This is a genomic window from Mesonia algae (assembly GCF_003253545.1).
Lineage (GTDB): Bacteria > Bacteroidota > Bacteroidia > Flavobacteriales > Flavobacteriaceae > Mesonia > Mesonia algae.
The window spans coordinates 226421-252896 of sequence record NZ_QKYV01000004.1; the positions used below are offsets into that span (position 1 = coordinate 226421).

Annotated in this window: 27 protein-coding genes and 1 other RNA gene; 13 read left to right on the forward strand and 15 right to left on the reverse strand. The window is 33.0% G+C overall.

Features of this window, described 5'->3' with window-relative positions; translation table 11 throughout:
- Nucleotides 1–3: 3 nt before the first annotated feature.
- Complete coding sequence (locus LX95_RS08430; protein WP_111540999.1) at nt 4–1068, reverse strand: glutaminyl-peptide cyclotransferase; 1065 nt, start codon at nt 1066–1068, stop codon at nt 4–6.
- An 87-nt stretch (nt 1069–1155) separates the two neighbouring features.
- On the opposite strand from LX95_RS08430, the gene ffs reads away from it, so the two are divergent.
- From ffs to fsa, 3 genes are all read left to right on the forward strand, one after another.
- Nucleotides 1156–1254: signal recognition particle sRNA small type (gene ffs / locus LX95_RS08435), an RNA gene on the forward strand.
- A gap of 86 nt (nt 1255–1340) precedes the next feature.
- Nucleotides 1341–2147 carry an SDR family oxidoreductase gene (locus LX95_RS08440; protein ID WP_111541000.1) on the forward strand — a complete coding sequence of 269 codons (807 nt, stop codon included), beginning with the start codon at nt 1341–1343 and terminating at the stop codon, nt 2145–2147.
- A 23-nt stretch (nt 2148–2170) separates the two neighbouring features.
- Nucleotides 2171–2827, forward strand: coding sequence for a fructose-6-phosphate aldolase (gene fsa / locus LX95_RS08445; RefSeq protein WP_111541001.1), 657 nt, complete (start codon nt 2171–2173; stop codon nt 2825–2827).
- Nucleotides 2828–2874: 47 nt separating this feature from the next.
- On the opposite strand, the gene LX95_RS08450 is transcribed toward fsa, so the two are convergent.
- On the reverse strand, nt 2875–4299 hold the full coding sequence (locus LX95_RS08450; RefSeq protein WP_111541002.1) for a TlpA family protein disulfide reductase: 1425 nt from the start codon (nt 4297–4299) through the stop codon (nt 2875–2877).
- Between the two features lie 168 nt (nt 4300–4467).
- On the opposite strand from LX95_RS08450, the gene LX95_RS08455 reads away from it, so the two are divergent.
- The 3 genes from LX95_RS08455 to LX95_RS08465 all read left to right on the forward strand — a co-directional run bounded on the left by LX95_RS08455 (nt 4468) and on the right by LX95_RS08465 (nt 8559).
- Nucleotides 4468–6093 carry an ABC-F family ATP-binding cassette domain-containing protein gene (locus tag LX95_RS08455; RefSeq protein WP_111541003.1) on the forward strand — a complete coding sequence of 542 codons (1626 nt, stop codon included), beginning with the start codon at nt 4468–4470 and terminating at the stop codon, nt 6091–6093.
- Between the two features lie 182 nt (nt 6094–6275).
- Nucleotides 6276–7604: an MFS transporter gene (locus LX95_RS08460; RefSeq protein ID WP_111541004.1), complete on the forward strand. Its 1329-nt coding sequence runs from the start codon at nt 6276–6278 to the stop codon at nt 7602–7604.
- Nucleotides 7605–7644: 40 nt separating this feature from the next.
- Complete coding sequence (locus LX95_RS08465; protein ID WP_146240768.1) at nt 7645–8559, forward strand: DUF6252 family protein; 915 nt, start codon at nt 7645–7647, stop codon at nt 8557–8559.
- Nucleotides 8560–8607: 48 nt separating this feature from the next.
- Here the strand turns inward: LX95_RS08465 and LX95_RS08470 are convergent, their stop codons facing one another.
- Nucleotides 8608–8832, reverse strand: coding sequence for a DUF6095 family protein (locus LX95_RS08470; RefSeq protein WP_111541006.1), 225 nt, complete (start codon nt 8830–8832; stop codon nt 8608–8610).
- Entirely contained in the window at nt 8819–9646 is an 828-nt protein-coding gene (gene murQ, locus LX95_RS08475; protein WP_111541007.1) for an N-acetylmuramic acid 6-phosphate etherase, read from the reverse strand. Before murQ ends, LX95_RS08470 begins: the two co-directional genes overlap by 14 nt.
- A 408-nt stretch (nt 9647–10054) precedes the next feature.
- Between murQ and LX95_RS08480 the strand changes: the two genes are divergently transcribed.
- Nucleotides 10055–10726 (forward strand): peptidoglycan-binding protein LysM, encoded by a 672-nt coding sequence (locus LX95_RS08480; RefSeq protein ID WP_111541008.1) that lies wholly within the window; start codon nt 10055–10057, stop codon nt 10724–10726.
- On the opposite strand, the gene LX95_RS08485 is transcribed toward LX95_RS08480, so the two are convergent.
- The 4 genes from LX95_RS08485 to dnaA are packed head-to-tail and all read right to left on the reverse strand — an operon-like array spanning nt 10727 to nt 14751.
- Nucleotides 10727–11446 carry an SAM-dependent methyltransferase gene (locus LX95_RS08485; RefSeq protein WP_111541009.1) on the reverse strand — a complete coding sequence of 240 codons (720 nt, stop codon included), beginning with the start codon at nt 11444–11446 and terminating at the stop codon, nt 10727–10729.
- A gap of 6 nt (nt 11447–11452) precedes the next feature.
- Entirely contained in the window at nt 11453–12817 is a 1365-nt protein-coding gene (locus LX95_RS08490) for a PQQ-dependent sugar dehydrogenase (RefSeq protein ID WP_111541010.1), read from the reverse strand.
- Between the two features lie 49 nt (nt 12818–12866).
- A complete protein-coding gene (locus LX95_RS08495; protein ID WP_111541011.1) occupies nt 12867–13322 on the reverse strand; it encodes a low molecular weight protein-tyrosine-phosphatase in 456 nt (151 codons plus the stop codon).
- 1 nt (nt 13323) lies between these two features.
- On the reverse strand, nt 13324–14751 hold the full coding sequence (dnaA, locus tag LX95_RS08500; protein WP_111541012.1) for a chromosomal replication initiator protein DnaA: 1428 nt from the start codon (nt 14749–14751) through the stop codon (nt 13324–13326).
- A 212-nt stretch (nt 14752–14963) separates the two neighbouring features.
- Between dnaA and LX95_RS08505 the strand changes: the two genes are divergently transcribed.
- On the forward strand, nt 14964–15362 hold the full coding sequence (locus tag LX95_RS08505) for an acyl-CoA thioesterase (protein WP_111541013.1): 399 nt from the start codon (nt 14964–14966) through the stop codon (nt 15360–15362).
- Nucleotides 15363–15365: 3 nt separating this feature from the next.
- Here LX95_RS08505 and LX95_RS08510 read toward each other — a convergent pair whose 3' ends face one another.
- From LX95_RS08510 to ribD, 4 genes are read right to left on the reverse strand one after another with little or no spacing between them, the layout of a single operon-like run.
- A complete protein-coding gene (locus LX95_RS08510) occupies nt 15366–15980 on the reverse strand; it encodes an IMPACT family protein (protein ID WP_111541014.1) in 615 nt (204 codons plus the stop codon).
- Nucleotides 15977–16846, reverse strand: coding sequence for an EamA family transporter (locus LX95_RS08515; RefSeq protein ID WP_111541015.1), 870 nt, complete (start codon nt 16844–16846; stop codon nt 15977–15979). The genes LX95_RS08510 and LX95_RS08515 overlap by 4 nt, the downstream gene beginning before the upstream one ends.
- Nucleotides 16843–17463: an HAD family hydrolase gene (locus tag LX95_RS08520; protein ID WP_111541016.1), complete on the reverse strand. Its 621-nt coding sequence runs from the start codon at nt 17461–17463 to the stop codon at nt 16843–16845. Before LX95_RS08520 ends, LX95_RS08515 begins: the two co-directional genes overlap by 4 nt.
- The gene (gene ribD, locus LX95_RS08525; protein WP_111541017.1) at nt 17450–18487 is read right to left on the reverse strand and encodes a bifunctional diaminohydroxyphosphoribosylaminopyrimidine deaminase/5-amino-6-(5-phosphoribosylamino)uracil reductase RibD; all 1038 of its coding nucleotides are present in this window, start codon (nt 18485–18487) and stop codon (nt 17450–17452) included. Before ribD ends, LX95_RS08520 begins: the two co-directional genes overlap by 14 nt.
- 28 nt (nt 18488–18515) lie before the next feature.
- On the opposite strand from ribD, the gene LX95_RS08530 reads away from it, so the two are divergent.
- The 4 genes from LX95_RS08530 to ligA are packed head-to-tail and all read left to right on the forward strand — an operon-like array spanning nt 18516 to nt 22534.
- Nucleotides 18516–18998 carry a GNAT family N-acetyltransferase gene (locus tag LX95_RS08530; RefSeq protein ID WP_111541018.1) on the forward strand — a complete coding sequence of 161 codons (483 nt, stop codon included), beginning with the start codon at nt 18516–18518 and terminating at the stop codon, nt 18996–18998.
- A gap of 1 nt (nt 18999) precedes the next feature.
- Nucleotides 19000–19857, forward strand: a complete 858-nt coding sequence (gene prmC / locus LX95_RS08535) for a peptide chain release factor N(5)-glutamine methyltransferase (protein ID WP_111541019.1) — start codon at nt 19000–19002, stop codon at nt 19855–19857.
- Nucleotides 19858–19868: 11 nt separating this feature from the next.
- Nucleotides 19869–20489 (forward strand): LOG family protein, encoded by a 621-nt coding sequence (locus tag LX95_RS08540; RefSeq protein ID WP_111541020.1) that lies wholly within the window; start codon nt 19869–19871, stop codon nt 20487–20489.
- Nucleotides 20490–20536: 47 nt separating this feature from the next.
- On the forward strand, nt 20537–22534 hold the full coding sequence (ligA, locus tag LX95_RS08545; RefSeq protein ID WP_111541021.1) for an NAD-dependent DNA ligase LigA: 1998 nt from the start codon (nt 20537–20539) through the stop codon (nt 22532–22534).
- A gap of 12 nt (nt 22535–22546) precedes the next feature.
- Here ligA and LX95_RS14595 read toward each other — a convergent pair whose 3' ends face one another.
- From LX95_RS14595 to LX95_RS08555, 3 genes are read right to left on the reverse strand one after another with little or no spacing between them, the layout of a single operon-like run.
- Nucleotides 22547–22723 (reverse strand): hypothetical protein, encoded by a 177-nt coding sequence (locus tag LX95_RS14595; RefSeq protein WP_170116595.1) that lies wholly within the window; start codon nt 22721–22723, stop codon nt 22547–22549.
- A gap of 35 nt (nt 22724–22758) precedes the next feature.
- Nucleotides 22759–23673 carry a bifunctional metallophosphatase/5'-nucleotidase gene (locus LX95_RS08550; protein WP_111541022.1) on the reverse strand — a complete coding sequence of 305 codons (915 nt, stop codon included), beginning with the start codon at nt 23671–23673 and terminating at the stop codon, nt 22759–22761.
- 5 nt (nt 23674–23678) lie between these two features.
- Nucleotides 23679–24455, reverse strand: coding sequence for a 5'-nucleotidase C-terminal domain-containing protein (locus tag LX95_RS08555; protein WP_111541023.1), 777 nt, complete (start codon nt 24453–24455; stop codon nt 23679–23681).
- A gap of 132 nt (nt 24456–24587) precedes the next feature.
- On the opposite strand from LX95_RS08555, the gene LX95_RS08560 reads away from it, so the two are divergent.
- On the forward strand, nt 24588–26456 hold the full coding sequence (locus LX95_RS08560) for a M61 family metallopeptidase (RefSeq protein WP_111541024.1): 1869 nt from the start codon (nt 24588–24590) through the stop codon (nt 26454–26456).
- The last annotated feature ends 20 nt before the right edge of the window (nt 26457–26476 follow it).

The following is a 26476-nucleotide window of genomic DNA, read 5'->3' on the forward strand; positions in this document are numbered from 1 at the left end:
AAATTACTTTTCTTTAATTTTTATCTCAAAAAGCTTATCCCAGTTTTTACCAGTAACGTATAACTTTTTGGTGGTTTTGTTATATGCAATTCCGTTAAGAACATTTTCTTGACCAGCTATATTCTTACTGTTCCCTAATTGGTCTCTTAATCCACGCATATCAATTATTCCCTCGATTGCTCCGCTAATAGGGTTTATAATCGCTATCCCGTCTTTTTGCCACGTATTAGCGTAAATTTTTCCTTCTACCCATTCTAACTCATTCAGTTTAGTAGAAAGTGAAGTGTGGGTTACGGGTTGAAAATAACTTTCTTCTTCTAAAGTTTCTGGATTTAAGATCCATATTTTCTCAGTCCCGTCGCTTTTGTATAGTTTTTTGCCATCATTACATAATCCCCAACCTTCTTTACTTTCGCTATAACTAAACGTTTTTAATTTTTTTAAATTGTTTACATCATAGATTATTCCTTCGCCAGAACGCCAAGTAAGTTGGTATATTTTGTCATTTAAAATGGAGATCCCTTCCCCAAAATAAATATCTTTCAATTTTACCTTTTGAAGTACCTCACCCGTCTCATAATTTAATTTTCGAAGCGTTGATTGCGCATTTCTTCCTGTTCCTTCATATAAAGTATCATTATAAAACTCTAAACCTTGCGTAAACGCATTAGAATCGTGTGGATAGGTATTTACCACTTCATAAGTATATATTTTAGGAGCTTTATTGTGGTGCAAAACCAGTTCTTTTTGTATATCAAAACTTTCTCCTCCTATAAAGACTTTAGCCTTTAACATATTTCGACCTAAAGGTTTTTCTAATGGAACAGAAATACTTTCGCTTAAAGCGGAAGAACCTAATTTTTGATCCTTATAAAAATACTGGACAGAGTCAATCTGAATGTCTTTTGGGTTATTTAATTTTAAATTTATAGCGTCACCAGCTTGTATTTTTTCATTTTTTGAATCTATTTGAAGAGAAATAGATTCTTTTTTCATTTCTAGGCTATCACCACAAGAGAGAAGAGTAGAGGTTAATAAAATGATTGACAGAGGCTTATAAAATTGCATAATTGTTTGCTTAAATTTGTGTGGCTAATTTAGTTAATTCCTTTTAAAAAAAGCTTGTGAAAAAAGATAAACCTTGTATATTTGCACCGGCAAGTCCCACACAACCAGCTCCTGCTGAATCCCCCAGGGCGGGAACGCAGCAAGGGTAAGCGGTCGTAGCGGTGTGATGTGGGTAGCTTGCCTTTTTTTGTACCCAAAACTCAAAGAATTTTCTTCTCTGCATTTTTTCACTTTCGCTTCAAAAGTCGATATTTGCCACATATCTCAATTACATGTCAAAACAAGTTGTATTAATTACTGGAGCATCTTCTGGTATAGGAAAATCTATAGGAGAATATTTACACCAAAAAGACTATAAAGTTTACGGTACTAGTCGAAAACCCAAGCATAAAGAGCTTAACGGAATACATTTCGTAGCTCTAGATGTAACTTCTTCAGAAACTATTTCTTCCGCTGTAGCGAAAATACTAGAAAAAGAAGGGAGAATAGACTTTCTTATCAATAATGCTGGAATGGGAATTACAGGTCCTATTGAAGAAACACCAGACGAAGAAATTAAAAAAGTATTTGATACCAATTATTTTGGAGTTATAAAAGTGATTAAGGCTGTGTTACCAAGTATGCGAGAGCAAAAAAGTGGTTTTATTATTAATATAACCTCGATTGCTGGTTATATGGGATTGCCTTATCGCGGAATTTATTCTGCTACCAAAGGAGCTTTAGAACTTACTACCGAGGCTTTTAGAATGGAATTGAAAGAGTTCGGAATTAAAATGACGAACATTGCTCCTGGAGATTTTGCCACCAATATTGCGGCTGGGAGGTATCACGCTCCTGTAAAAGAGAATTCTCCTTACAAGAAAAATTATGGAAATACGTTAGCATTAATGGATAAGCACGTAAGCAGTGGTGAAGATCCTATCATAATGGCTAAAAAAGTATATGAAGTAATGCAAGAAAAAAATCCTACTATACACTATAAAGTAGGAGAATGGTTACAAAAAGCCAGTATAGCTTTAAAGCATATTTTGCCCGATAAAATGTATGAAAAAATGCTTATGAATCATTATAAACTATAACTTTACGGAAAAAACCGATCAACATGAAATTTTTTATAGACACAGCAAATTTAGATCAGATTAAAGAAGCTCAAGATTTAGGAGTCTTAGATGGTGTAACTACCAATCCTTCTTTAATGGCAAAAGAAGGTATTTCTGGAAAAGAAAATATTTTACAACATTATAAAGATATTTGTGAGATAGTAGATGGAGATGTGAGTGCAGAGGTAATTGCAACAGATTTTGATACTATGGTTAAAGAAGGAGAGGAGCTTGCGGCTTTACACGATCAAATTATCGTAAAGATTCCTATGATCAAAGATGGGATTAAAGCTATTAAATACTTTAGTGATAAAGGAATCAAAACCAATTGTACATTAGTTTTTTCTGCTGGTCAAGCATTGTTAGCAGCAAAAGCAGGAGCTACATATGTTTCTCCGTTTATAGGAAGATTAGATGATATCTCTAGTGACGGATTAAGTCTTATTAGTGAGATTAGACTTATTTATGATAATTACGGTTTTGCTACCGAAATTTTAGCAGCTTCAGTAAGGCATACGATGCACGTAATTGATTGTGCTAAAATTGGTGCAGATGTGATGACTGGACCTTTAAGTTCTATTGAAGGTTTATTAAAACACCCTTTGACGGATATTGGTTTAGAAAAATTCTTAGCAGATTATAAGAAAACCAACGGGTAAAACTCAATTAAACAAAATAAAAAAAAGCGCTCATTTGAGCGCTTTTTTTATTGATTTAAAAATTGTAAAATCTTGTTTTCAAAATTAGGATCCTCGAGATTTAATCTGTTTTGAACAATGTTACCTCGGTTGTCGATAATTAAAACTTTATCTATAAAACTTTTATATAAGTAACGTTCGTTTTTTCGATCTCTAATTTGATATTCGAAAGCTTTATCGTAACCAAAATTCTCTATTGATTTTTTCCAGAGCTTAGTATCCTCTTCATCAATATTTACCGCAATAAAAGTAATTTCGGGATATCTGTTTCGTAATTCATTAATAAGATGGTGGTGTAGTTTATGATTTTCTGCATATAAAGACCAAGTATAGGTAACAATAGGTTTTCTAGATATTGCAGAAAATTTTAGCTTTTCCCCATCAGCAGACAAAAGTTTAGCATCTGAAACATTTTTACCAATAAAGTATCTTTTTTGGAGGTTCCCTAAAGTTTTTAACTCCTTTAATTGGTCTTTAGGAAGATTAAATTTGTTTAGCAAGCTAATAGTAGAATCTATTTGACCATCACTTACTGAAAAGTTGATTTGTTTCTTAGCAATTTTACTTAAGAAACTATTTCTTATGTTTTCAATCTCAAATAAACTGTCGCTAAGGTAAAGACGTTGTTTTATATTTTCAATAGTATTCGCCTTAAAGCAATGAGAGGGATCTTCTGTTTCATTATCAATGCAAGTCTCTATGGCTTTATTTTTTAGATAATTGTCTAAAAAGCGTTGATAAGTGTAATAAGACTGGATTGAAGCATCATTAAAATTCACATTTTTACGATAGTCGAAAAAATCATTAGGAATTTCACTTCTAAAATCACTAAAATATCTATTGATTAAATAAGCATAGCGTTCTCTTAAATCATAATATTCATAATCAATAGTTTTATGAGCTACTTCCGTAAAGGTTTCAGAAAACTCATATTTATCTTTTAAAGAAGCTAATCTTTCTAATTTGAAATTTTTTATCGAATCGGTTTTTTCAGCAAAATCATCCGGACTCATTTTATAATAAGAAAGGATAAGGTCATTGTCTTTCTCATTAAGAAGATACATCTCCATCAAAAAATTGTTTTCATGAGATTTATCGTTTGTATACATTAATGATTCGTCAAATTCATCCATGTTTACACGTAGAAGTAAACTGTCTCCTTCTTCTATATAAAAAACTTGACTTTCGGGAGTGTGTCTAAAAGTATAAAGACCAGGGGAGAATGTTTCTTGGTTAAAAGTATACGAGAATTTTTTGTTTTTATCTAGAAAAATAGAATCTATGAGTTCGTTATTCTTTTCTAACGTTATATAATCGTAATTACTTTTAACAATTTCTCCGGCTAAATAAGTGCCATTAGTATTCTCAGATTCTTTTTTGCAGGAGAATAGAGATAATACCAAAGAGAAAGTTAATAATAATTTAGAATTCATGAGTAGTTGTAGATCATTAATAAGGGTAATTATGGGGGTTGACCAAAGACAAATATAGAGTATGTAGAATCTTAGTTTGTTAATTAGTAGTTAAAAGGAAAAGATGAAAAGTTAATCTTTCTTGATGTAGTTTTTATTAGTTACTTTTGCCAAAATTTTAAGAGAAATATGTTATCAGTATCTAATTTATCGGTTCAATTTGGAAAGAGGGTTCTTTTTGATGAAGTGAACACTACTTTTACACAGGGCAATTGCTACGGAATTATAGGAGCAAATGGAGCAGGAAAATCTACATTTTTAAAGATACTTTCTAGAAAATCTGAACCTACTTCGGGTCACGTTCATTTAGAACCTGGCAAGCGTATGTCTGTGTTAGAACAAAATCATAATTTATACGATGAGCATCCTGTTTTAGAAACTGTGTTAAAAGGAAATCAGCCTTTATACAAAGTTAAAGCAGAAATGGATGCGCTTTACGCGGATTATACCGATGAAAATGCTGATAGAATAGGGGAGCTACAAGTAACCTTCGAAGAAATGAACGGGTGGAACGCAGAGAGTGATGCAGCTTCTTTACTTTCAAACTTAGGTATTAAAGCAGATTTGCATTATTCCCTTATGAAAGACTTGGATGGTAAGCAAAAGGTACGTGTGTTATTAGCACAAGCACTATTTGGAAATCCAGATGTCTTGATTATGGATGAGCCTACCAATGATCTAGATTATGAAACTATTTCTTGGTTAGAACATTTCTTAGCAAATTATGACAATACGGTAATTGTTGTTTCTCACGACCGTCACTTTTTAGATGCGGTTTGTACTCATATTTCAGATATCGATTTTGGTAAGATCAATCATTTTAGCGGTAACTATTCATTTTGGTATGAGTCTTCACAATTAGCAGCAAGACAACGTTCCCAACAAAACAAAAAAGCCGAAGAGAAAAAGAAGGAACTTCAAGAATTTATTCAGCGTTTTAGTGCCAACGTAGCAAAATCTAAACAAGCTACTTCGCGTAAAAAAATGATTGATAAATTAAATATTGAAGAAATTAAGCCTTCTAGTAGAAGATATCCTGCTATTATTTTTGAAAGAGAAAGAGAAGCTGGAGATCAAATCTTAAATATTGAAGGTTTAGAAGCTTCTATAGAAGGGGAAACCTTATTTAAAAATATAGATATTAATCTTAATAAAGGCGATAAGGTAGTTGTTTTCTCTAGAGATTCTCGTGCTACTACTGCTTTTTATGAAATTATAAATGGTAAACAAGAAGCTGTAAGTGGGAAATTTCAATGGGGAATTACTACAAATCAATCTTACTTACCTTTAGATAATGCAGCATTTTTTGAAGAAGATCTTGCTTTAGTAGATTGGTTAAGACAATATGCAAAAACAGAAGAAGAAAGAGAGGAAGTTCATATTAGAGGTTTCTTAGGTAAGATGCTTTTTAGTGGTGAAGAAGCCTTAAAAACAGCTAAAGTACTTTCTGGAGGAGAAAAAGTGCGTTGTATGTTAAGTAGGATGATGATGATGCGTGCTAACGTATTAATGTTAGACGAGCCTACGAACCACTTAGACTTAGAGTCAATTACAGCTTTTAATAATTCGCTTAAGAACTTTAAAGGTACCATTATGTTTACCACTCACGATCACGAGTTTTCTCAAACAGTTGGTAATAGAGTTGTAGAATTAACTCCAAATGGAGTAATAGATCGTTACCTTACATTTGATGAGTATATGAGTGACCCAAAGATTAAAGAGCAAAGAGGTAAAATGTATAGCGTTAATGCTTAATAATTTATTGATAGACTATAGTTTTATTACAGCGATAATTCCGCGAAAGCGTTATTTGTAGTATAAAGAACATTTTCATCTATAATTTTAAAATATTATAGGTATTAAATAAAAGTCATTTTTTAAAAAACCTTTCTATTCAATTAGAAAGGTTTTTCTATTTTTAGAAAAAATTAAGAAAAATGCAACAGCTACCCAAAGGGAACAAAAAATTATTAAACGCTTGGGCGTTTTATGATTGGGCTAATTCGGTTTACAACTTGGTGATTTCTTCAGCGGTGTTTCCTATTTTTTATGGGGCATTAACTATTCTAAAAGATGAAGATGGAAATGTAATTACAGATCAAGTAAGTTTTTTAGGTTTTGAATGGAACAATGACACGCTTATAAGTTATGTGACTGCTTTTGCTTTTTTGACAGTCTCAATCTTGAGTCCGTTTTTAAGTGGAATTGCAGATTATGTAGGAAATAAGAAAAGCTTTATGAAGTTTTTCTGTTATCTGGGAGCTATCTCTTGTATTGGTTTATTTTGGTTTAATCTTGAGCATTTATGGTTTGGGTTATTGTGTTATTATTTAGCATTGATTGGTTTTTGGGGAAGTATTGTTTTTTACAATTCTTACCTTCCAGATATTGCTTTTCCAAATCAACAAGACAAGATAAGTGCTAAAGGCTATTCTTTAGGATATATAGGAAGCGTTATTTTATTACTGATTTGTTTAGCGATGATCTTAATGTATGAAACTTTTGGTTTCGAAGATAAAGGCTTGCCAACTCGACTTTCTTTTATCCTTACAGGAATATGGTGGATTGGTTTTAGCCAGTATACCTATTACTATCTTCCGCAAGGAAATAAAAAACAAAAACTGACAAGGAATGTAGTTTTTAATGGTTTTAAAGAGCTAAAACAAATCTGGATTAAGATTAAAGAAAATTTACAGTTAAAAAGGTACCTATATGCCTTTTTCATGTATAGCATGGCAGTACAAACGATTATGCTTATAGCCACTTATTTTGGTATTGAAGAATTAGATTGGGGAGCGCAAGATGCAACGACTGGATTAATTATTAGTATTTTACTAATACAACTGGTGGCTGTTCTAGGGGCAACTGTAACTTCGAGATTATCTTCTAAATTAGGGAATATTAAAGTTTTGATTGGTTTAAACCTTATCTGGATAGCCATCTGTGCTTTTGCGTATTTCGTAGAAACTCCTGTTCAATTTTATATTACTGCTGCTTTTGTAGGTTTGGTGATGGGGGGAATACAATCTTTATCTAGATCTACATATTCAAAATTATTACCTGAAAATGCTATAGATACAGCTTCTTATTTTAGTTTTTATGATGTTTCAGAAAAAATAGGAATTGTTATAGGAATGCTTTCTTATGGTTTTATTGCTGAAAAAACAGGAAGTATAAGAACTACCATTCTCTTTTTTATTGTGTTTTTTGTACTTGGAGTAATATTTCTTTTACGAGTTCCAAAACAAAGTGTTAAAATTAAATAATTTTAGTTAAGTTTGTCTTTCCCAAATAAATAATATTAGAATGAAGAATATGACCCTATTTAGACCCCTTTTTTTGCTATTGGCTATTGTATCTTTTGTTAGTTGTGATAATGAACCTCTAGAAGGTGAATTTGAAGCGAGTACACCAAATAATAATAATCCACAAGCAAATTTTCAAGTAGATATTGATGGCGAAACTTTTATAGCAAATCAATCTCAAGTGGTTACTCAAAATGGAGTCACTCTTATAACAGGAATTAAAACTAACGGATCTGCGGTAACTATTACTTTAGCAGGAAATGGAGATGGTACATATACATTAGATTCGGGACTGGCTTCTGCAGGTTATGCTGTAGCTGGAGAAACACCTTATCTTATAGATGATCAGCAAAGCGCTACAGTTGAAATTACTGATTATGATACAACGGTAGGTATTGCTTCTGGAACATTTTCATATACGGTTACTCGTACAATCAATGATGAAAATGGAGAAGAAATTACCGAAACGTTAAATCTAACCAACGGAGAATTTACAAATGTTCCTTTGAGTACAGATGAAAATCCGAATCCAGGGGACACAGAATTTTTTATTAATTTCACTGTAGATGGAGATGATTATTCTTTTGAAGCTTCTACTATAGATTCATTAAAAAGATTGGTAAGTGGTGACAACGAGAACCCAGATGCTTTTAAAGGAATTTCTTTATGGATGCCTTTAGACGTAGCAGAGGGAACATACGATATTATTGATACTACTGGTTCAGACTTGGAAGCTTATACAGCAGAGTACGATTCAGCTTCAGATAATTTATACTTAGATGCAACTGCAGGAACCATAGAAATTACAGAGTTAACTAATGAGTATATTAAAGGAACATTTAATTTTTCTGGAGTAGATGAATCTGGTAACGAAATCGTGATTACAGGTGGTGAATTTACAGCACCTATTCCTTAAAAAATAATATTAATAGATACAAAAAAGCTCCCAATTTGGGAGCTTTTTTTATGAGTCAAATAAAGCTTTCATTAAAGTATTTATGCCTTTAAAAATTAAAAAAATAGCTCCTCCGCAGGCTATAATTCCTAAAATAAGTACGGCGATATATAAAGGGTGTTCTCTATTATTAAATGCGCTATATAAAATAGAAGGACCTAAAAAAATAAGTGGCATTGCGCCAGCCAAATACCTTAAACCTTTAAATAGTACCTCTTTGTTAGTTCTTTTCATTTTCTAATATATTTTCAACAGCTCGTCTCACACTTCCGTGGAAACGTAATTGTTCATTTGCTATTTTATATGTTGCTTGTGTAGCTTCCATAATCATTTTAATCCCTCTTTCAACTAGTTTGTCATTACTAAGTTGCATATCTACCATTTTATTGCCTTTCACACGACCTAATTGAATCATACTGCTAGTAGAGATCATATTTAAAACTAATTTTTGAGCAGTTCCTGCTTTCATTCGAGAGCTTCCTGTGACAAATTCTGGTCCTACTACAACTTCGATAGGGAATTTTGCTACCAAAGATAACGGACTTTTAGCATTACAAGTGATACAGCCGGTAATAATGTTTTGTTGATTACACCATTCAACCGCTCCAATTACGTACGGAGTTGTGCCTGAGGCTGCAATTCCTATAAGAATATCTTTGGAGGAGATTTGATGTTCTTGCAAATCGAGAATTGCTTGTTCTTTACTGTCTTCAGCATTTTCTACAGCATCTCTTATTGCTTTATCGCCACCAGCAATAATACCAACCACCAAATCTTTAGAAACTCCAAAAGTCGGTGGACATTCGCTGGCGTCTAGAATTCCTAATCTACCACTTGTACCTGCACCTATATAAAATAACCTACCTCCATCTTTTAGTTTTAAAACTACCTGTTTAGTAAGTTCCTCTATTTGGGGTAAAGAATTTTCTACTGCTAGTGGGACAGTTTGATCTTCTTGGTTAATTTTAGAAAGCAAATCACCTATTGGCATTTTTTCAAGGTCGTTGTGATTGCTGTTTTTTTCTGTGGTCTTAATGAAATTTTCCATTTTAAGTTTATTAATAAGCTTTACAATTCCTGTTTGTGATAAGGATTTGATTGTAATAAATTTCTATTAATTTGAGAACAAAGATAAGTTTATTGAGTTAGTTAGAAGAGGGGATTTTATTATTATATAAGCTTAAAAATCTATTTCATGAATCATAAAGAAATGATAATTTTAAATGCCTTAAATCTGAAAACTAGAAGAAATTCTGAGTTTAGTTGTAGTGTAAAGCATTAGTTTTATTGAGTTTTTGTTTTTTATGTATCTGTAAATAAGGTTTTTATGTGATTTTTAATTTTTTGGTAAAGTTTAACATTTGGTTTGTTCTGTATTTAATAAATGTTGTATCTTTGCACCGCAAAATTAAAGGCTGTCATAAGACATATACAAGTCCTTTAGAAACAAGTTGATTTGAAGAAAAAAATCGCAAAAATATCAATACTACCAGCAATAGGAGCATTGATTTTTTTAAGTTTTTCGAACAAAGAAGAAGCTATAACTGCAAGTGTAAGCACTACGAATTTACCAGAAGCTTATACTGTAAAAATGAACAATGAAATTTTGAACGAGGTAGAAGAAACAATTTTCTATCCTGTTCTTAAAAAAAGTTACCTAGGTTTTAAAGAAGCTGTAGCTTTTAAAGAATCTAGAGGGGATTACCAAGTGATTAATCAATTTGGTTATCTAGGGAAGTATCAATTTGGTATCGGTACACTCAACCTTATCGGTATTTATGATGCCGAAGCGTTCTTAAACAATCCAGAATTGCAAGAAGCTGCATTTTATGCAAACGCATCTCGAAATAAATGGATTTTACGTAAGGATATTGCAAAATATGTTGGTAAGACCTTAAATGGTATAAAGATTACCGAATCTGGTATTTTAGCAGCAGCACACCTAGCAGGTCCAGGAAGTGTAAAGAAATACTTAAGAAGTGGAGGAGTGCAAGGTTTTTCTGATGCTTTTGGAACCAGTATAAAATACTACCTTAATAAATTTAAAGGTTACGATACTTCTTTTGTTTCTCCTAATAGGAAAGCGAAAGCTAAAGTAAAAAGAAAATTATACGAAGGAGTTTTATAATTATTCCTTTTGAAAAATAAATATAGCCGGTTTTTTATGTAAATCCGGCTTTATTTTTTTCCACTCGGCTATAGTTTTCGTTTTAATATATTCACTTTTTTGAGTTACTTCACAACCAATACATAATTTGGTAGAAGGATGAAGATTCTGTTTTAAATCTTCAAAAAACTTTTCATTTCTATAGGGAGTTTCAATAAAAATTTGCGCCTGATTTTGCTCTAAAGAAATTCTTTCTAAGCGCTTAATATGCTGTTTCTTTTCATTTTTATCTATAGGTAGATATCCGTGAAAGGCAAAATTTTGTCCGTTTAGCCCGCTACTCATCATTGTAAGTAAAATTGATGATGGTCCAACGAGAGGAACCACTTGTATCTCTTTTTCATGTGCAATTCTCACTACTTCTGCACCAGGATCTGCTATACCAGGACATCCAGCTTCGCTTAATAACCCCATATTAATTCCGTCAAGGCAAGCGTTTAAAAAACTAGGAATCTCAGAAGATTCAGTATGTTTATTTAAAATCCAAAATTTAAGATTAGGCTGAGATTTATTCGGACTTATTTGTTTTATATATCGTCTTGCTGTTTTTTCATTTTCGGCAATAAAATAATCTAATTCTTCTATTTTGTCCTTTACGGAAATAGGCATGGTTTCGGCGTGAGCATTTTCACCTAATGGAGCAGGAATTAAAAATATTTTACCTTTTTGAGTATTTGTCATTGTATATTATTGAACGATAAATTTATTTACTTGATGCTTACCGTCGAGGTAAGTAGATTTTATAAAGTAAGCTCCAGAAGCGAACTCTACAGATAATCTTGTGTTTTTCTTGTTAGAGTATATGGTTTTGATAACTTTTCCTGTAAAGGAAATAACCTCAATTTTTTTAATTATTTCCTGCGCTTCAATATTTATAACACCTTGTGTAGGAATAGGGTAAATGTTTATTCTCTTTTGATGAGAAATGTCTACGGAAAGGTTGTCATCAACTATTTTGTAAATGGTACCTGTACTTAATCCTGCGATATAGAGGTTGGATTGACGGTCGGTTCCAAAAGTAGAAAAGCCATTTCCTGAGAATGGGCCAAAATAGGTGATATTCCCCGTGGTGTCTACCGTTCCTATTTCGTCGCTACAAAAATCAGCGAAAAGAAATTTTCCGGTTAAGTTAGGAAACTCACTTCCTCTGTATACATAACCTCCTGTAACGGAGCATTTACTTAGGCTGGTGGCTGTATGAGAATATTCAGCGAAAGGAAACTCCATCGTGCTCTGGGGATCACATCCTGTTGTATTGAAATTGCTTGAAGCCTCGTAGCATCGCCATCCGTAATTTATCGCTTCCGCGGAAGCAGACTTATTAATTTCTTCAAATTGATTTTGTCCAACATCAGCAATCCAAATATCTCCTGTAGTTTCGTCAAAAGAAAATTTCCAAGGATTTCGTAATCCGTAGGCATAAATTTCATCCATGACATTGGGATCATTTACGTAGGGATTATTAGAAGGAATATAAGGTGCTGCAACATCTACATCAAATCTTAAAATTTTACCCAATAGAGAATTTAAATTTTGTGCATTCCCGTTGGGATCGCCACTGCTTCCACCGTCGCCAGTAGCAACATATAAAAAACCATCATCTCCAAAAGCAATACAACCCCCATTATGATTACTAAAAGGCTGTGTAATTACTAGCATTACATTTTCTGAAGCAGGAATAGCTTCATCGGGATCTATAGAGCTTGTTTCAAATTGAGAAAGCACCGAATCCCCAGAAGGATTGGTGTAATAAATATAAAACAATCTATTATTTTGGTAGTTGGGGTGAAACGCTAAACCTAAAAGTCCGCGTTCTCCTCCCGAAGAAATTTGCGAGGAAATATCTAAAAATGGATTTGAATTTGTGGATCCGTCGTCATTCAAAATTTTAATAACTCCGTTTTGCTCTACAATAAAAAGTCTGTCGTCCCCTGCATTTTGAATATTTACGGGAGAGTTAAAGCCTGTAGCTATTTGTTGAATATTAACATCTTCTTGTGCAGCAACCCAACCAAAAGATAACACGATAAAAAATAAGTAAAATTTTTTCATGATAAAGGTTTTATGGTTTGCTTAAATTTACGAAAAAAGAAACCTATTATTAACTAATTTCTTTAGCAATAATAGAAGTTGCTTCGTCGAGCATTTCGTAAACATTCTTAAAACCGTGCTCCCCTCCGTAATAAGGATCAGGAACATCTACATTTTCATGAGGGAAAATTTTGTTGAGGATAAGCTCTACTTTTCGCTTGTCTTCATCATTGCGAGCTAATTTGATAACATCATCATAATTAGAATTATCCATAACGAAGATATAGTCGAAAGTGTCAAAATCTTCTTTAGTAAACTGTCTTCCTTTTTGTTGAGAAATATCTAATTTATTAGTGCTGGCAATGGCTATAGAGCGCTTGTCTGGACTATGACCTATGTGATAATCTGAGGTTCCTGCAGAATCTACTTGAATCTTTTCTTGATCTACTTTAGAAGCCAGAAGTCCTTCTGCAAGTGGAGACCTGCAAATATTCCCTAAGCAAACCATCAACACTCTAGTTTTCATTTTACAACGTAAGTTTTTTATTAAGATCTTCTACAAACTTTTTAAACTGCTTATCTGTAGTAGAAAGATTATTTACAGTTTTACACGCATGTAATACGGTAGCGTGGTCTCTTTTTCCTATTTGTGTGCCAATACTAGCTAAAGAAGCTTTAGTTAATTTTTTTGCAAAGAACATAGCTAACTGTCTAGCTTGAACAATATGTCTCTTTCTTGTTTTTGACTGAAGCGTTTCTACATCCATTTGAAAATAGTCACTAACTACTTTTTGAATGTATTCTATAGAAACTTCTTTTTTGGTGTTCTTAACGTAATTCTCAACGATTTTTCTAGCCAAATCGATGGTGATATCTTTCTTGTTAAAAGAAGAGTGAGCGATTAATGAAATTATAGCTCCTTCTAGCTCTCTAATATTCGTTTTAATATTATTAGCTAAATACTCTACAATATCTTCAGGCATTTCTACACCATCACGGTAGAGTTTGTTTTTAATAATAGAAACACGTGTTTCAAAATCTGGATGTTGTAATTCCGCCGAAAGGCCCCATTTAAAACGAGATAATAAGCGTTGCTCAATATCTTGCATATCTACGGGTGCTTTATCACTCGTTAAAATAACTTGCTTACCATTTTGGTGCAAATGGTTGAAAATGTGAAAAAAGACATCTTGTGTTCCTGCTTTACCAGATAATAATTGAATGTCATCTACGATAAGAACATCTATAATTTGATAGAAGTGAATAAAATCATTTCTATTATTTTTCTTTACGGATTCTATGTATTGCTGCGTAAACTTTTCTGCAGAAATATATAAAACAGTTTTCTCTGGATATTTGTCTTTTACTTCAACACCAATGGCGTGAGCTAAATGAGTTTTACCTAATCCTACACCTCCAAAAATTAATAAAGGATTAAATGATGTTCCTCCTGGCTTGTTAGAGACAGCCATACCAGCATTTCTAGCCAATCGGTTAGAATCTCCTTCTAGAAAGTTATCAAAACTATAATTAGGATTAAGTTGAGAGTCAATTTTTACATTTCTTATTCCCGGAATAATAAATGGATTTTTTAACTCTGGACTTTTATTTCTTAACGGACTGTCAATATCTTGTGAAGAAATTTGTGTACGTTGTGAACTAGGAATCTTTTCGGTAAAAGGTTGTTTATTACCGTAAGTATTTTCCATTCTAATCACATAGACTAGTTTGGCATTTTCACCGAGTTCTCTAGTAAGAGAAACTTTTAAAAGTTTTACATAATGCTCTTCTAACCACTCGTAAAAAAACTTAGAAGGTACTTGAATACTTAACGCATTATCAGTTAATTTAACCGCTTTAATAGGTTCAAACCACGTTTTGTAGGCTTGTGGAGTAATATTATCTTGAATAAATGAAAGACAATTTACCCAAACTGATTGCGCAGTTTCACCCATAGTTTTTTTTAATTTTATTAGTTAGTGTATATAAATAATGAAAATGAATACTTCTTTAATAAGTTTTAAAGACTCTCATTTTGGAGGAACAAATATGTGAACAAAAAAGGTAATAAAAAAACAAAATAGCTCTTGAATTTACCGTTTTTTTTTCTCATACTTAAATTCTTTTTAAACTTACAAAAACTAATTCACTTAATTCGAAAATTAACATGAAAAGCCATTCAACACATATAAGAGTTCGTTACGCAGAAACAGATCAAATGGGGGTAGTGCATCACGGTAATTATGCGCAATACCTAGAGTTAGCAAGGTGTGACTGGTTAGAGCAATTTGGCACTTCTTATAAATCGATGGAAGAAAGCGGAGTAATGCTGCCGGTTTATGAGATGAATTTTAAGTTTAAACGTCCTGCAAAATTTGACGATATTTTAAGGGTAGAAACTACCTTGATAAAGATGCCCGAGGTGAAGATTGAGTTTAACTATAAAATCTATAATCAACATCAAGAATTGTTATCAACAGCGTATACAGTTTTAGTATTTGTAGATATTAATTCTAGAAAACCTATGATGTGTCCAAATTATATTTTAGAAAAATTAAAAGCTTAAAAATTATTCTACTTCTTTAATTTTAATTCCGTAAATACTATCAAATTTTTTAAATATTGCTTCGGCTTCTTTTTCTCTTATTAAAAGATAGATTTTACAGTCAAGTTCTAAGATTTGATTTTTTACGTGCAGGCCTTTTTCTTTAATTACTCGCATGACTTTATTCATATTGGGATAATCAAAAGAGATTTCATATTCCACATCTATGGTTTTGGTTAAAATGTTCGAATTTTCCAAAGCCATTTGAGCGGTGGTTTTGTAAGCATTGATTAGTCCGCCAACACCTAGCTTGGTACCACCAAAATAACGTACCACAACAACTAAAATATTGGTGACTTCAAAAGATTGTAATTGTCCGTAAATAGGCATTCCTGCAGAGTTTCCCGGCTCGCCGTCATCATTAGCTCTATAATGTTCATAGTTTTTGCCTAATTGCCAAGCATAACACCAATGTCTAGCTTGGTGATGTTTTGTTTTAAGATCCTCGATATGTAGTTTTACCTCTTCTTCGGTTTTAACCGGAAAAGCATATCCGAAAAATTTACTGCCCTTGTCTTTAAATAAAACTTCTTCGCTTGGTTGGTGAATGGTTTTGTAAACGTCTTTTTCCAAATCTATTGTGTTGTTAAGGCTACTAAAATAATACTAACAACTGCCAAGGCAATGCCAATCCAGTTTTTTCTTAAAATCTTCTCTTTAAATAAAGCAATTCCTAATAAAGTAGAAAGCATTACAATGGCGACATTATTGATTAAAAACACTGTCGAGCTGTCTAAATTTCCGCGTAAAGCTTGTATGAAAAAGTAGACTGAATAGTAATTAGGGATTCCTAAAGCTATTCCGCCAAGAATTTCTTTATAAGTGAACTTAATTTTCTTTATGAAAAAATGGTAAATAGAAATAAGAATCCCCAACGATGCAGCAACAATAAATAAGGTCATTGAGAAAAGCGCCACATCATCATGAGCAACATAGTTTTGCTCTAAATACTTAATTCCTGTTTCTATAATACCGCTTCCAAAAAATACCAATACAGGAAAAATTAAAGTATTTTTTTTAAATGTAATTCCCTTCCTTGTTTTTACTGATGCAAGGTAGACCGCTACTAATGCCAGAATAATTGCTAAAATTTTTAAAACACTTGCAGATTCTTTATAGTAGAAAATAACAAAAATAATGGGGATAGATAAACTCATTTTACTCGCCACCGAAACAGCCGAAAGTCCGTTAATCTTAGTCGTTAATGCCATAAGATTAAAAACTACAATAAAGAGAAAACCTAAAATAAGTGCACCCCAAAACCAATCGGCATTAATGATGGTTTGTGCATCAAAACTTTTAGAATGCCCCAAATATCCAGCAACGACCGCAGTTAAGTAATTGATCACAATCGCATAAGAAATGCGAATATCGAACTTGTCTAATAACTTAAAAGCAACATAAATGAGGCTTGAGGATAAAATACTTAATAAAAGATATATCAAAATAAATGTTGATTAGTTTTGAATAGAGAGGTTACATCTTCTGTCTCAGGATTGATATTCCACACATGAAAACCTAGAGATTTTGCTGCATCTGTATTCTCTTTGGTGTCGTCAATAAATAAAACTTCTTCAGGTTTTAATTGATGTTGGTCTAAAACAAATTCATAAATATTGGCATTTGGTTTTCTCAAGTTGATTTCGTGAGACAAATAAAATGCATCAAAGTAGCTTTTAAATTCTTCGTAAAAATTCACGTGTTCTTTAATCCACGAAATATGTAGCTCATTGGTGTTGCTCAATAATATTAATTGAAATTCTCCTTTTTTCTTCAGTTCTTTAAGAAACTCTAATCGCTGTAAAGGAAAGTCTAATAAAATAGAATTCCATGCCGTTGTTATCGCTTCCGCGGAAGCGTTATTATCCTTAAGGTTAGTGTGGTAGTAAGAAATAAAATCTTGTGAAGATAATTTCCCGACTTCATAAGCTTTGTTTTTTTCAATTTGTTCAGGCGATAACTTCGTTATTCCAAATTGTGCTAAATGCTTTAAAGTAGCAGGTTTATCTAAATTGATAAATACGTCGCCAAAATCGAAAAGTAGCGTTTTAATCTGCTTCATAAAAAGTTACTGTATTGTCTTGTAAGTTTATTTTATTATTGATTTTACCATTTATTTTTGGCGCAGAAATTCCGTTTTCCCAAGAATTTAAATTTTTGGTAACTCTTGCTTCATCCCAGTAATTTTTATTGATGAATTCCTGTAGAGTTTTGGCGCCGCCTTCAACAATAAGACTCTGAATTTCCTTACGATATAAAAAATCACAGATTTGCGAAATAAGAGGTTGATTAAAATCTAAGGTCTCAAACTCAATAAATTTCTTGTTTTCTTTTTTTAAAGCTGTGAAAAATACGGTAGGTGTTTCTTGAAGGTATAAATGACTTTGAGTAGGGATTTTTAAATCTTTATCAATAACCAATCTTAAAGGAGATTTTCCTTTCCAAAGTCGGGTGTCTAATTTTGGATTGTCTTTAATAGCGGTTTGCGTTCCTATGAGAATAGCTTGTTCTTCGCTTCGCCATTTATGCACCAACTGTTTATTGTAGCGATTACTTATCCAAACAGGCTCTCTTTGATTTTGAATTAAAGGAGCTAAGAAACCATTTGATGTTTGTGCCCATTTTAAAATGATAAAAGGACGCTTTTGTTGGTGAAATGTAAAGAAGCGCTTATTTAAATCTTGGCATTCTTTTTCTAAAACCCCAACAACTACATTGCAACCTGCTTGTATTAATTTTTGAATTCCTCTTCCCGCAACTTTTGCAAAAGGATCTATCGTCCCAATAACTACGTTTTTAATACCGTGAGCAATGATCAAATCGCTACACGGAGGAGTTTTACCAAAATGGCTACAAGGCTCTAGACTTACATAAATCGTTGCTTTTTTAAGTAAGGATTTATCTTTAACAGAATCTACCGCATTTACTTCGGCGTGAGGTTCTCCAGCTTTTTGATGCCAACCTTCTCCAATAATCTGATCTTTATAAACAATTACGCTACCTACCATTGGGTTGGGATAGGTGTTCCCTAGTCCATTTTTAGCCAGCTGAATGCAGCGTTTTATATATTTTTCGTGTATTTTCACGTTTCAAAAATAGCATGAAAAATCAAGAATGGAACACCTAAAAATAAGACCTATACAAAAAGAGGACAATCCCTTTGTAGCAGAGATGATTAGAGCGGTGTTAATAGAAAATAATGCTCCTAAAACAGGAACCGCTTACGAGGATGAAAATCTTGATATCTTGTATGGAACTTATCAAAATGAAAAATCTGTTTATTTTGTTTTAACCGATGGTGTTAAAATTTATGGAAGTGCAGGAATTGGTTCTTTAGAAGGAAGCAACGAAATTTGCGAACTTCAAAAAATGTATTTTCTGCAAGAGGTGAGAGGTAAGGGTTTGGGAAGTGAAATGATAAAATCTTGCTTAAACTTTGCTGAGGAAGTGGGTTATAAAAAATGCTACTTAGAAACCCTGCCTACCATGCAAGCTGCTCAAAAACTTTATAAAAAAAGTGGCTTCAAATATTTAGATACACGTTTAGGGAATACAGGTCACTTTAGTTGTACCACTTGGATGCTTAAAGAATTCTAAAATGACTTTACAAGAATTAAAATTAAATTTCTTTACGGAATTAAACACATTGTACCCTGCTACTGAAATTGAAAGTTTCTTTTATTGGCTTACACAAGCTTACTTAAAGCTTTCGCGATTAGAAGTGGCATTACAGCCCGAATATAAAATTGAGGAAATCGCTATAAAGAATTTTCAGCAAGCGACGCTACAGTTAAAAAAATTCGAGCCAATTCAATACATTGTTGGAGAGACAGAGTTTTTTGGTTTTCCGTTTAGGGTAAATCCTTCAGTTTTAATTCCGCGCCCAGAGACTGAAGAATTAGTGGCTTGGATTGTTGAAGATTTTAAAAACAACAAGAATTCATTAAAATTATTAGATGTAGGAACAGGAAGCGGTTGTATTCCTATAAGTTTAGCTAAAAGTTTGCGGCAGTTAGAAGTTACTTCAATAGATGTTTCCGCGAAAGCGATAGAAACCGCCAAAGAGAATGCAGAGGTAAATGAGGTAGAAATTACTTTTTTAGAACAAGACATCTTAAAAGTAGAAAAATTAGAAGAAAATTTTGATATTATAGTCTCTAATCCGCCTTACGTGCGTGAATTAGAAAAGGAAATGATGCAAGAAAATGTTTTGGAACACGAACCAGGTTTGGCCTTATTTGTATCGAATGAAGATCCTTTAATTTTTTACCGAAAAATAAGTGAACTGGCTTTTGATTCATTGTCTGAGGAAGGGATTTTATACTTAGAAATAAATGAATATTTGGCAAAGGAAACGGTGCAATTAATAAACGAGATTGGATTTTCGTTTGTAGAAGTAAAAAATGATATTTTTGGAAAAGCAAGAATGATTAAAGCTAGTCGTACTAGTAATTAAAAGTTTAAAGTATGGGAACTTCGAACAGTTCAAAATCAAATAATTTTATAAAAAGTATTGCTGTTTTTTGCGGAAGTAGTGATAGCAATGACGAATTTATTTATAGTCAAGCCTATGAATTAGGTAGATCTTTAGCTAACAAGGATATAGATTTGGTTTTTGGCGGAAGCAAACTAGGGCTTATGGGACAGGTCGCTAAAGGAGCTTTAGAATATGAAGGAATTGTTTTTGGAGTAATTCCAGAGTTTTTGAAAACCAAAGAGATTGTACACCGCAACTTAACCGAGCTTATAACGACAAAAGATATGCATGAGCGTAAGCTTAAGATGCATGAAATGAGCGACGGTTTTATTATGTTGCCTGGTGGTTTTGGAACTCTAGAAGAGTTTTTTGAAATTGTGACTTGGGCACAATTAGGCTTGCATAAAAAACCCATAGGAATATTAAATACCGAAGGTTATTATAATGATCTTCTTATGATGTTTAATGCCATGGTGACCAAAGGTTTACTGAAAAAAGAAAATTTAGATTTGATTATCGTATCAGATGCGGTAGAGGTGCTTTTAGATAAAATGCATAAATATCAATCCACACACGAAGCAAATTGGCTAACTAAGGAAGATCAAACTTAAAATAAAATTCATTTACGCATTTACATATATTTTTAATTAGCATTTTTATGAGCACCACCGAACAGCAAATAAATGAATTAAGGCTAGCCTTACATCAACATAATTATAATTACTACACTTTGGATAAGCCAGAAATTAGTGATTATGAATTTGATCAACTGCTAGAAAAACTGCAAGAGCTAGAAACAGCTCATCCAGAGCTTATGGATGAAAATTCACCTACTCAACGTGTAGGAGGTGCTATAACTAAGAATTTTCCTACGATCGTTCATGAAAATAGAATGTATTCATTAGCCAACTCATATTCTAAAGAAGATCTAGAAGATTGGGAAAAACGAATAGAAAAACTAAGTGATGGAGAAGTAGAATATACTTGTGAGCTTAAATATGACGGGGCGTCAATTAGTTTAACTTATGAGAACGGTGAATTGCTTAGAGCAGTAACGAGAGGTGATGGAAATCAGGGAGATGAGATTACAAATAATATTAAAACCATAAAATCTGTTCCGTTAAAACTGAAAGGGGATTATCCGCAAAAATTTGAAATTAGAGGAGAAGTAGTTTTACCTTACGAAGGTTTTGCACAATTGAATGCAGAACGAGTAGAAAACGGGGAAGAACCATATGCCAACCCTAGAAATACAGCCTCTGGAAGTTTAAAGCTACAAGATAGTAGTGAGACAGCAAAAAGACCGTTAGACTGCTTATTATATAGTGTTATTGGAGAAGATTTGCCTTTTACATCTCAATTTGAAAGTTTACAGAAAGCGAGAGAATGGGGGTTTAAAGTTCCTCAAGAGGCTATTTTGGCTTCTAGTATGCAAGGTGTAGATGAATTTCTTCAATATTGGGATATTCATCGTCACGAATTACCTTATGAAACCGATGGGGTAGTGATTAAAGTCAATAATTTGCGTCAACAAGAAGAGCTAGGCTTTACTTCTAAAGCGCCAAGATGGGCAATGGCTTATAAGTTTAAGACAGAGCAAGAAGAAACCATTTTAGAAAGTATTACTTATCAAGTAGGAAGAACAGGAGCTATCACTCCAGTTGCAAATTTAAAACCCGTGCAATTGGCGGGAACTACTGTTAAAAGGGCATCTTTACATAATGCCGATCAAATAGAAAAATTAGATATAAGAGTTGGAGATGCGGTATATGTTGAGAAAGGCGGAGAAATTATTCCTAAAATCGTAGGAGTAAACTTTAATAAGCGTGATGCATCTTCCAACCCTACGCAATATGCTACAAATTGCCCTGAATGTGAAACAGAATTGGTTCGTCAAGAAGGTGAGGCACAACATTATTGTCCGAATGCTACAGGTTGTCCTCCGCAGATTGTAGGTCGTATTCAACATTTTATTTCGCGCAAAGCGATGGATATTGAAGGACTTGGTGGAGAAACCGTGGCGTTATTAGTGAAAGAAGGTTTAATCGAGAATTACGCCGATTTATACGACTTAAAGAAAGAAGAAGTTCTTCCGTTAGAACGTATGGCAGAAAAATCTGCAATAAATTTAATCAACGGGATTCAGCAATCAAAAGAAGTTGTCTTTGAACGCGTTTTATTTGCACTCGGAATTAGGTATGTGGGCGAAACTGTAGCTAAAAAGTTGGCTAAATACTTTAAAACAATTGACGCTTTAGCGGAAGCTTCGCAAGAAACGCTGGTGAATGTAGAAGAAATAGGGGAGAAGATCGCAGAAAGTGTGGTTCATTTCTTTGAAGTTGAGGAAAATAGAAATACTATTGAAAGGCTTAAGTCTTTTGGAGTTCAGTTAGCCATCTCTGAAGAAGAGTTAGAAGGATTAACCGATAAATTACAAGGAAATACTTTTGTAATTTCTGGAGTATTCCAAAAAGTTTCCCGGAAAGAGCTTAAAAAGTTAATAGAAGACAACGGTGGGAAAGTGACGGGTTCAATTTCGGCTAAAACCAATTACTTAGTAGCCGGAGAAAATATGGGTCCGAGTAAGCTCGCTAAAGCGGAAAAAGTTGGCACTCAAATCATTTCTGAAGATGATTTTTTAGAAATGGTTCATTAGATATTTTCAGCATTATGCAGACTGCTTTTCTTTTATCAGAAAAGCAGTGAATAGAACACCTATTCCAAGTCCATTGATAAGACCTTTTACTATATCTGAAAAATTAAAGTACTGAGCTAAAATTTGTGAGATTGCCATAATTAAGATTCCGGCTACGATCACAAAAATTTTTTTTCTTTTGATTGGCATGAGGATAATTATTAAATATGTTTAAAATTAAAAATTTATACTAAAATACTAGCTCCTTTTCCGTTAATTTTATTGGAGTGGTCAAGATAAAAATCTATTCTGCCTAAATTAATCCCAGCCCAGCCTACTTGATTAACAAGTACGTCTTTACCTTCAGCGTTTTTAGTTACGGTAGGTTTATCTAAAAATGTATGGGTGTGACCACCAATAATAAGATCGATATTTTTAGTTTTAGAGGCAAGCTTTAAATCATCAATTTTATCGTGGATGTAGTGATAACCTAAATGCGAAAGACAAATCACCAAGTCACATTTTTCATTTTCTTTAAGCTGTTTTACGATATCTTGAGAGATTGAAACGGGATCATTATATTCTGTTTCTTTATACATTTTTTTATTGACCAAACCTTCTAATTGTATTCCTACACCAAAAACCCCAATTTTCACTCCGTCTTTAATAAAAACTTGATATGGTTTTATTTGTCCGTCAAGGACAGTATTAGAAAAATTATAATTAGCATTAAGTAAACTAAACTCAGCATTTGGGAGTTGGGCATTTAAGCCATCAATACCATTATCAAAATCATGATTTCCTATGGTTGCAGCATCGTAACCTAATTTGCTCATCAATTTAAACTCTAATTCTCCACCGTAAAAATTAAAATAAGGAGTACCTTGAAAAATATCTCCAGCATCTAAAAGTAAGGTATTAGGATTCTCTTTTTTTATCTTTTGAATAAGTGTATAACGCTTAGCGACACCTCCTTGTCCAGGATTCTTGTCATCATCTAAAGGAAAAGGGTCGATATGACTGTGAACATCGTTGGTGTGAAGAATGGTGATGTGTTTCGCTTCCGCGGAAGCGAAAGAACTACTAAGTAAAGCCGTACCTGCAATTCCAGTAAACACTCCCGCAGCAGTAGTTTTTTGTATAAAATCTCTTCTTTTCATGTGATTTACTCTTTTATGAAACGTTCATCACGAACGGGTTGAATGGTGTCGTACTTTTTGAAATAATCTATAAAAATATTACGTAATTTATAGTCTATAAAAGTCTCGCTTTCTCTCTGTGAGAAAAACTTCATATTATCTCCACCTTCCATTAAATAATCATTCGTAACAATGTAATAGGTTTTACTAGGATCTATTTTTTTTCCCTGTACTCGAGCAGTTTTAATTTGATTTTTAAAATTTAAGATCAATTGCATTCCAGAAATAGGATGTGCTCTTTTACTGCGAGACAGGTATTCAAACATTTTTAAAACTTGCCTTCCTTTTAACGCTACGACTACAGCTTCATTTTCAAACGGCATAATATTATAAGCAGTTTGGGTGGTGATATCGCCGCGATTAATTTTAGAACGTATTCCGCCGTGATTTAACAATACACCATCTATCGTGTTTCCTGTACGTGTTTTGAATATAGGATTAGCAAACTCCATCACGGCATCTGCCATCATATTTCCAATGGCGGTGTTGTATTCTCCATCAGATTTTGATAGTGTTTCTCCAGTATAGGATAAAACCATATTCATTTCACCTTTAATCCTATTTTTATAAGGATCGATAAAAGACTTAATCTCTTCGTCTTCGGTTAAAGATTTTTTTACAGAAAGTTGCTTTCCTTCAATTTTAGAAACCTGTAGTGGGTCGGAAGAATTGTTTTTTTCTTCTCCACAAGAGGAAAAAGATAAAAGAGTGATTCCGTAAAGGAGTAAAAGAAAATTTTTCATCTATAATTTTTTACAAATATAAAGATAGCATTTAAAGCTAAAGTTAATTTAAAGGTTCCTTTTTATAAAAATATTAAAGAATAGATGTAACATTTGAAAATAAGTGAAGTCTTATTAACAAAACCATACTACATGAAAAAAATGATTTATACTGCGGCTTTGGCTTTTGCACTCTTCTCGTGTAAAAGTACAGCAGTAAAGACTTCTGAGAATGAAACTATTGTGACTAATATCGACTTAGTAGATGTACAAGACGATAAAGTGATGGTAAGTGTTAATCCTGGAAAAATTGATAAGGAGAGCATTGTATTTTACATTCCTAAAACTGTTCCTGGTACTTATTCTACCGATAACTATGGGAAGTTTATAGAAAATGTAAAAGCTTACAATTATAAGGGAGAGGAATTAACAGTTACAAGTATAGACGAAAATTCTTGGCAAATAGCAAATGCGACGAGCTTAGATAAAATTACCTATTGGGTAAATGACTCTTTTGATATCGCAGGTGAAGAAGGAGTTTTTTCTCCAGCAGGAACAAACATTGCTGCTAATGAAAACTTTATGCTTAACCTTCACGCATTTGTAGGTTATTTTGACGGAATGACAGAAACACCGTATCAATTAACGGTAAAAAGACCTAATAATTTAGTGTCGGGTACTTCTTTAAAATCTAGCATCGTTTCAAAACCTGAAGGTGATGCTACGATAGATGAATACTCTGCAGCACGTTATTTTGAAATTACCGATAATCCAATTATGTATTCTACTCCCAATCAAGTAGATTTTCAGTTAGGAGATATGAAGGTGATTTTAGATGTGTATTCTCCTAATGGGGTTTATACTGCCGAACAAATTAAACCTAATATGTCTAAAATCTTAGAAGCTCAAAAAAGCTTTTTAGGAGATATAGACAATACCAATATGTATGCTATTTTATTGTATTTAGCAGACATGCAAAAAACCGATGCTAAAGGTTTTGGCGCTTTAGAACATCATACTTCAACTACGGTAGTTTTGCCCGAAACAATGCCTCTACAAGCGTTAAACGAATCGATGAAAGATGTAGTTTCACATGAGTTCTTTCATATTATCACTCCGTTAAGTGTACACTCAAATGAAGTGCATTATTTTGATTATAACAACCCAAAAATGTCTAAGCATTTATGGATGTATGAGGGAGTTACTGAGTATTTTGCTAATTTATTTCAGGTAAATCAAGGATTGATCGAAGATGCAGCTTTCTATGAAAGAATGGTAGAAAAAATAGCTAGTTCTAAAAATTTTGATGATACCATGCCTTTTACGGTAATGAGTGAAAATATTTTAGATGAAAAGTATGAAAAGAGCTATTACAACGTATACCAAAAAGGAGCTTTAATAGGAATGGCTTTAGACATTCGTTTAAGAGAATTAAGTAATGGAGAGTCTGGTATTTTAGACTTGATGAAAAAATTGAGTGCGAAATACGGAAAGGAAAAACCATTTAATGACGATGAGTTGTTTAATGATATTGTAGAGTTAACTTATCCAGAGGTAAGAACATTTTTAACTACGTACATTAGCGGAACGACTCCAATCCCTTACGAAGATTTCTTTGCTAAAGTAGGAGTAGAGAAAAAAGAGCAAGAGGTAAAATCGGGTTATTTCCTTAACGGACAAGTTCCTTTTATTGATGGAGATGCAGAAACCAAAGAACTTTTTATTCGTAAAAATATAGCTCTTAACTCATTTCTTGAAGAGATGAAGTTAGAAGGTGGTGATATCATTAAATCAATTAATGGTACTGCTTATACTATAGATAATGCATATGCATTAATTATGACTTCTCAAGCTTGGAAAGATGGTGAAGAGCTTAAAATGGTTATAGATAGAGACGGGGAAGAAATGACTTTAACAGGGACAGTGAAACCAGCAACGATGATGAAAACTTCTTATGAATCTTTAGATTTACCAGACTCAGATGCTCGTAAGCAATTACGTGAAGCTTGGTTAAGAGGATAATAAATATTAGAAATTGATAA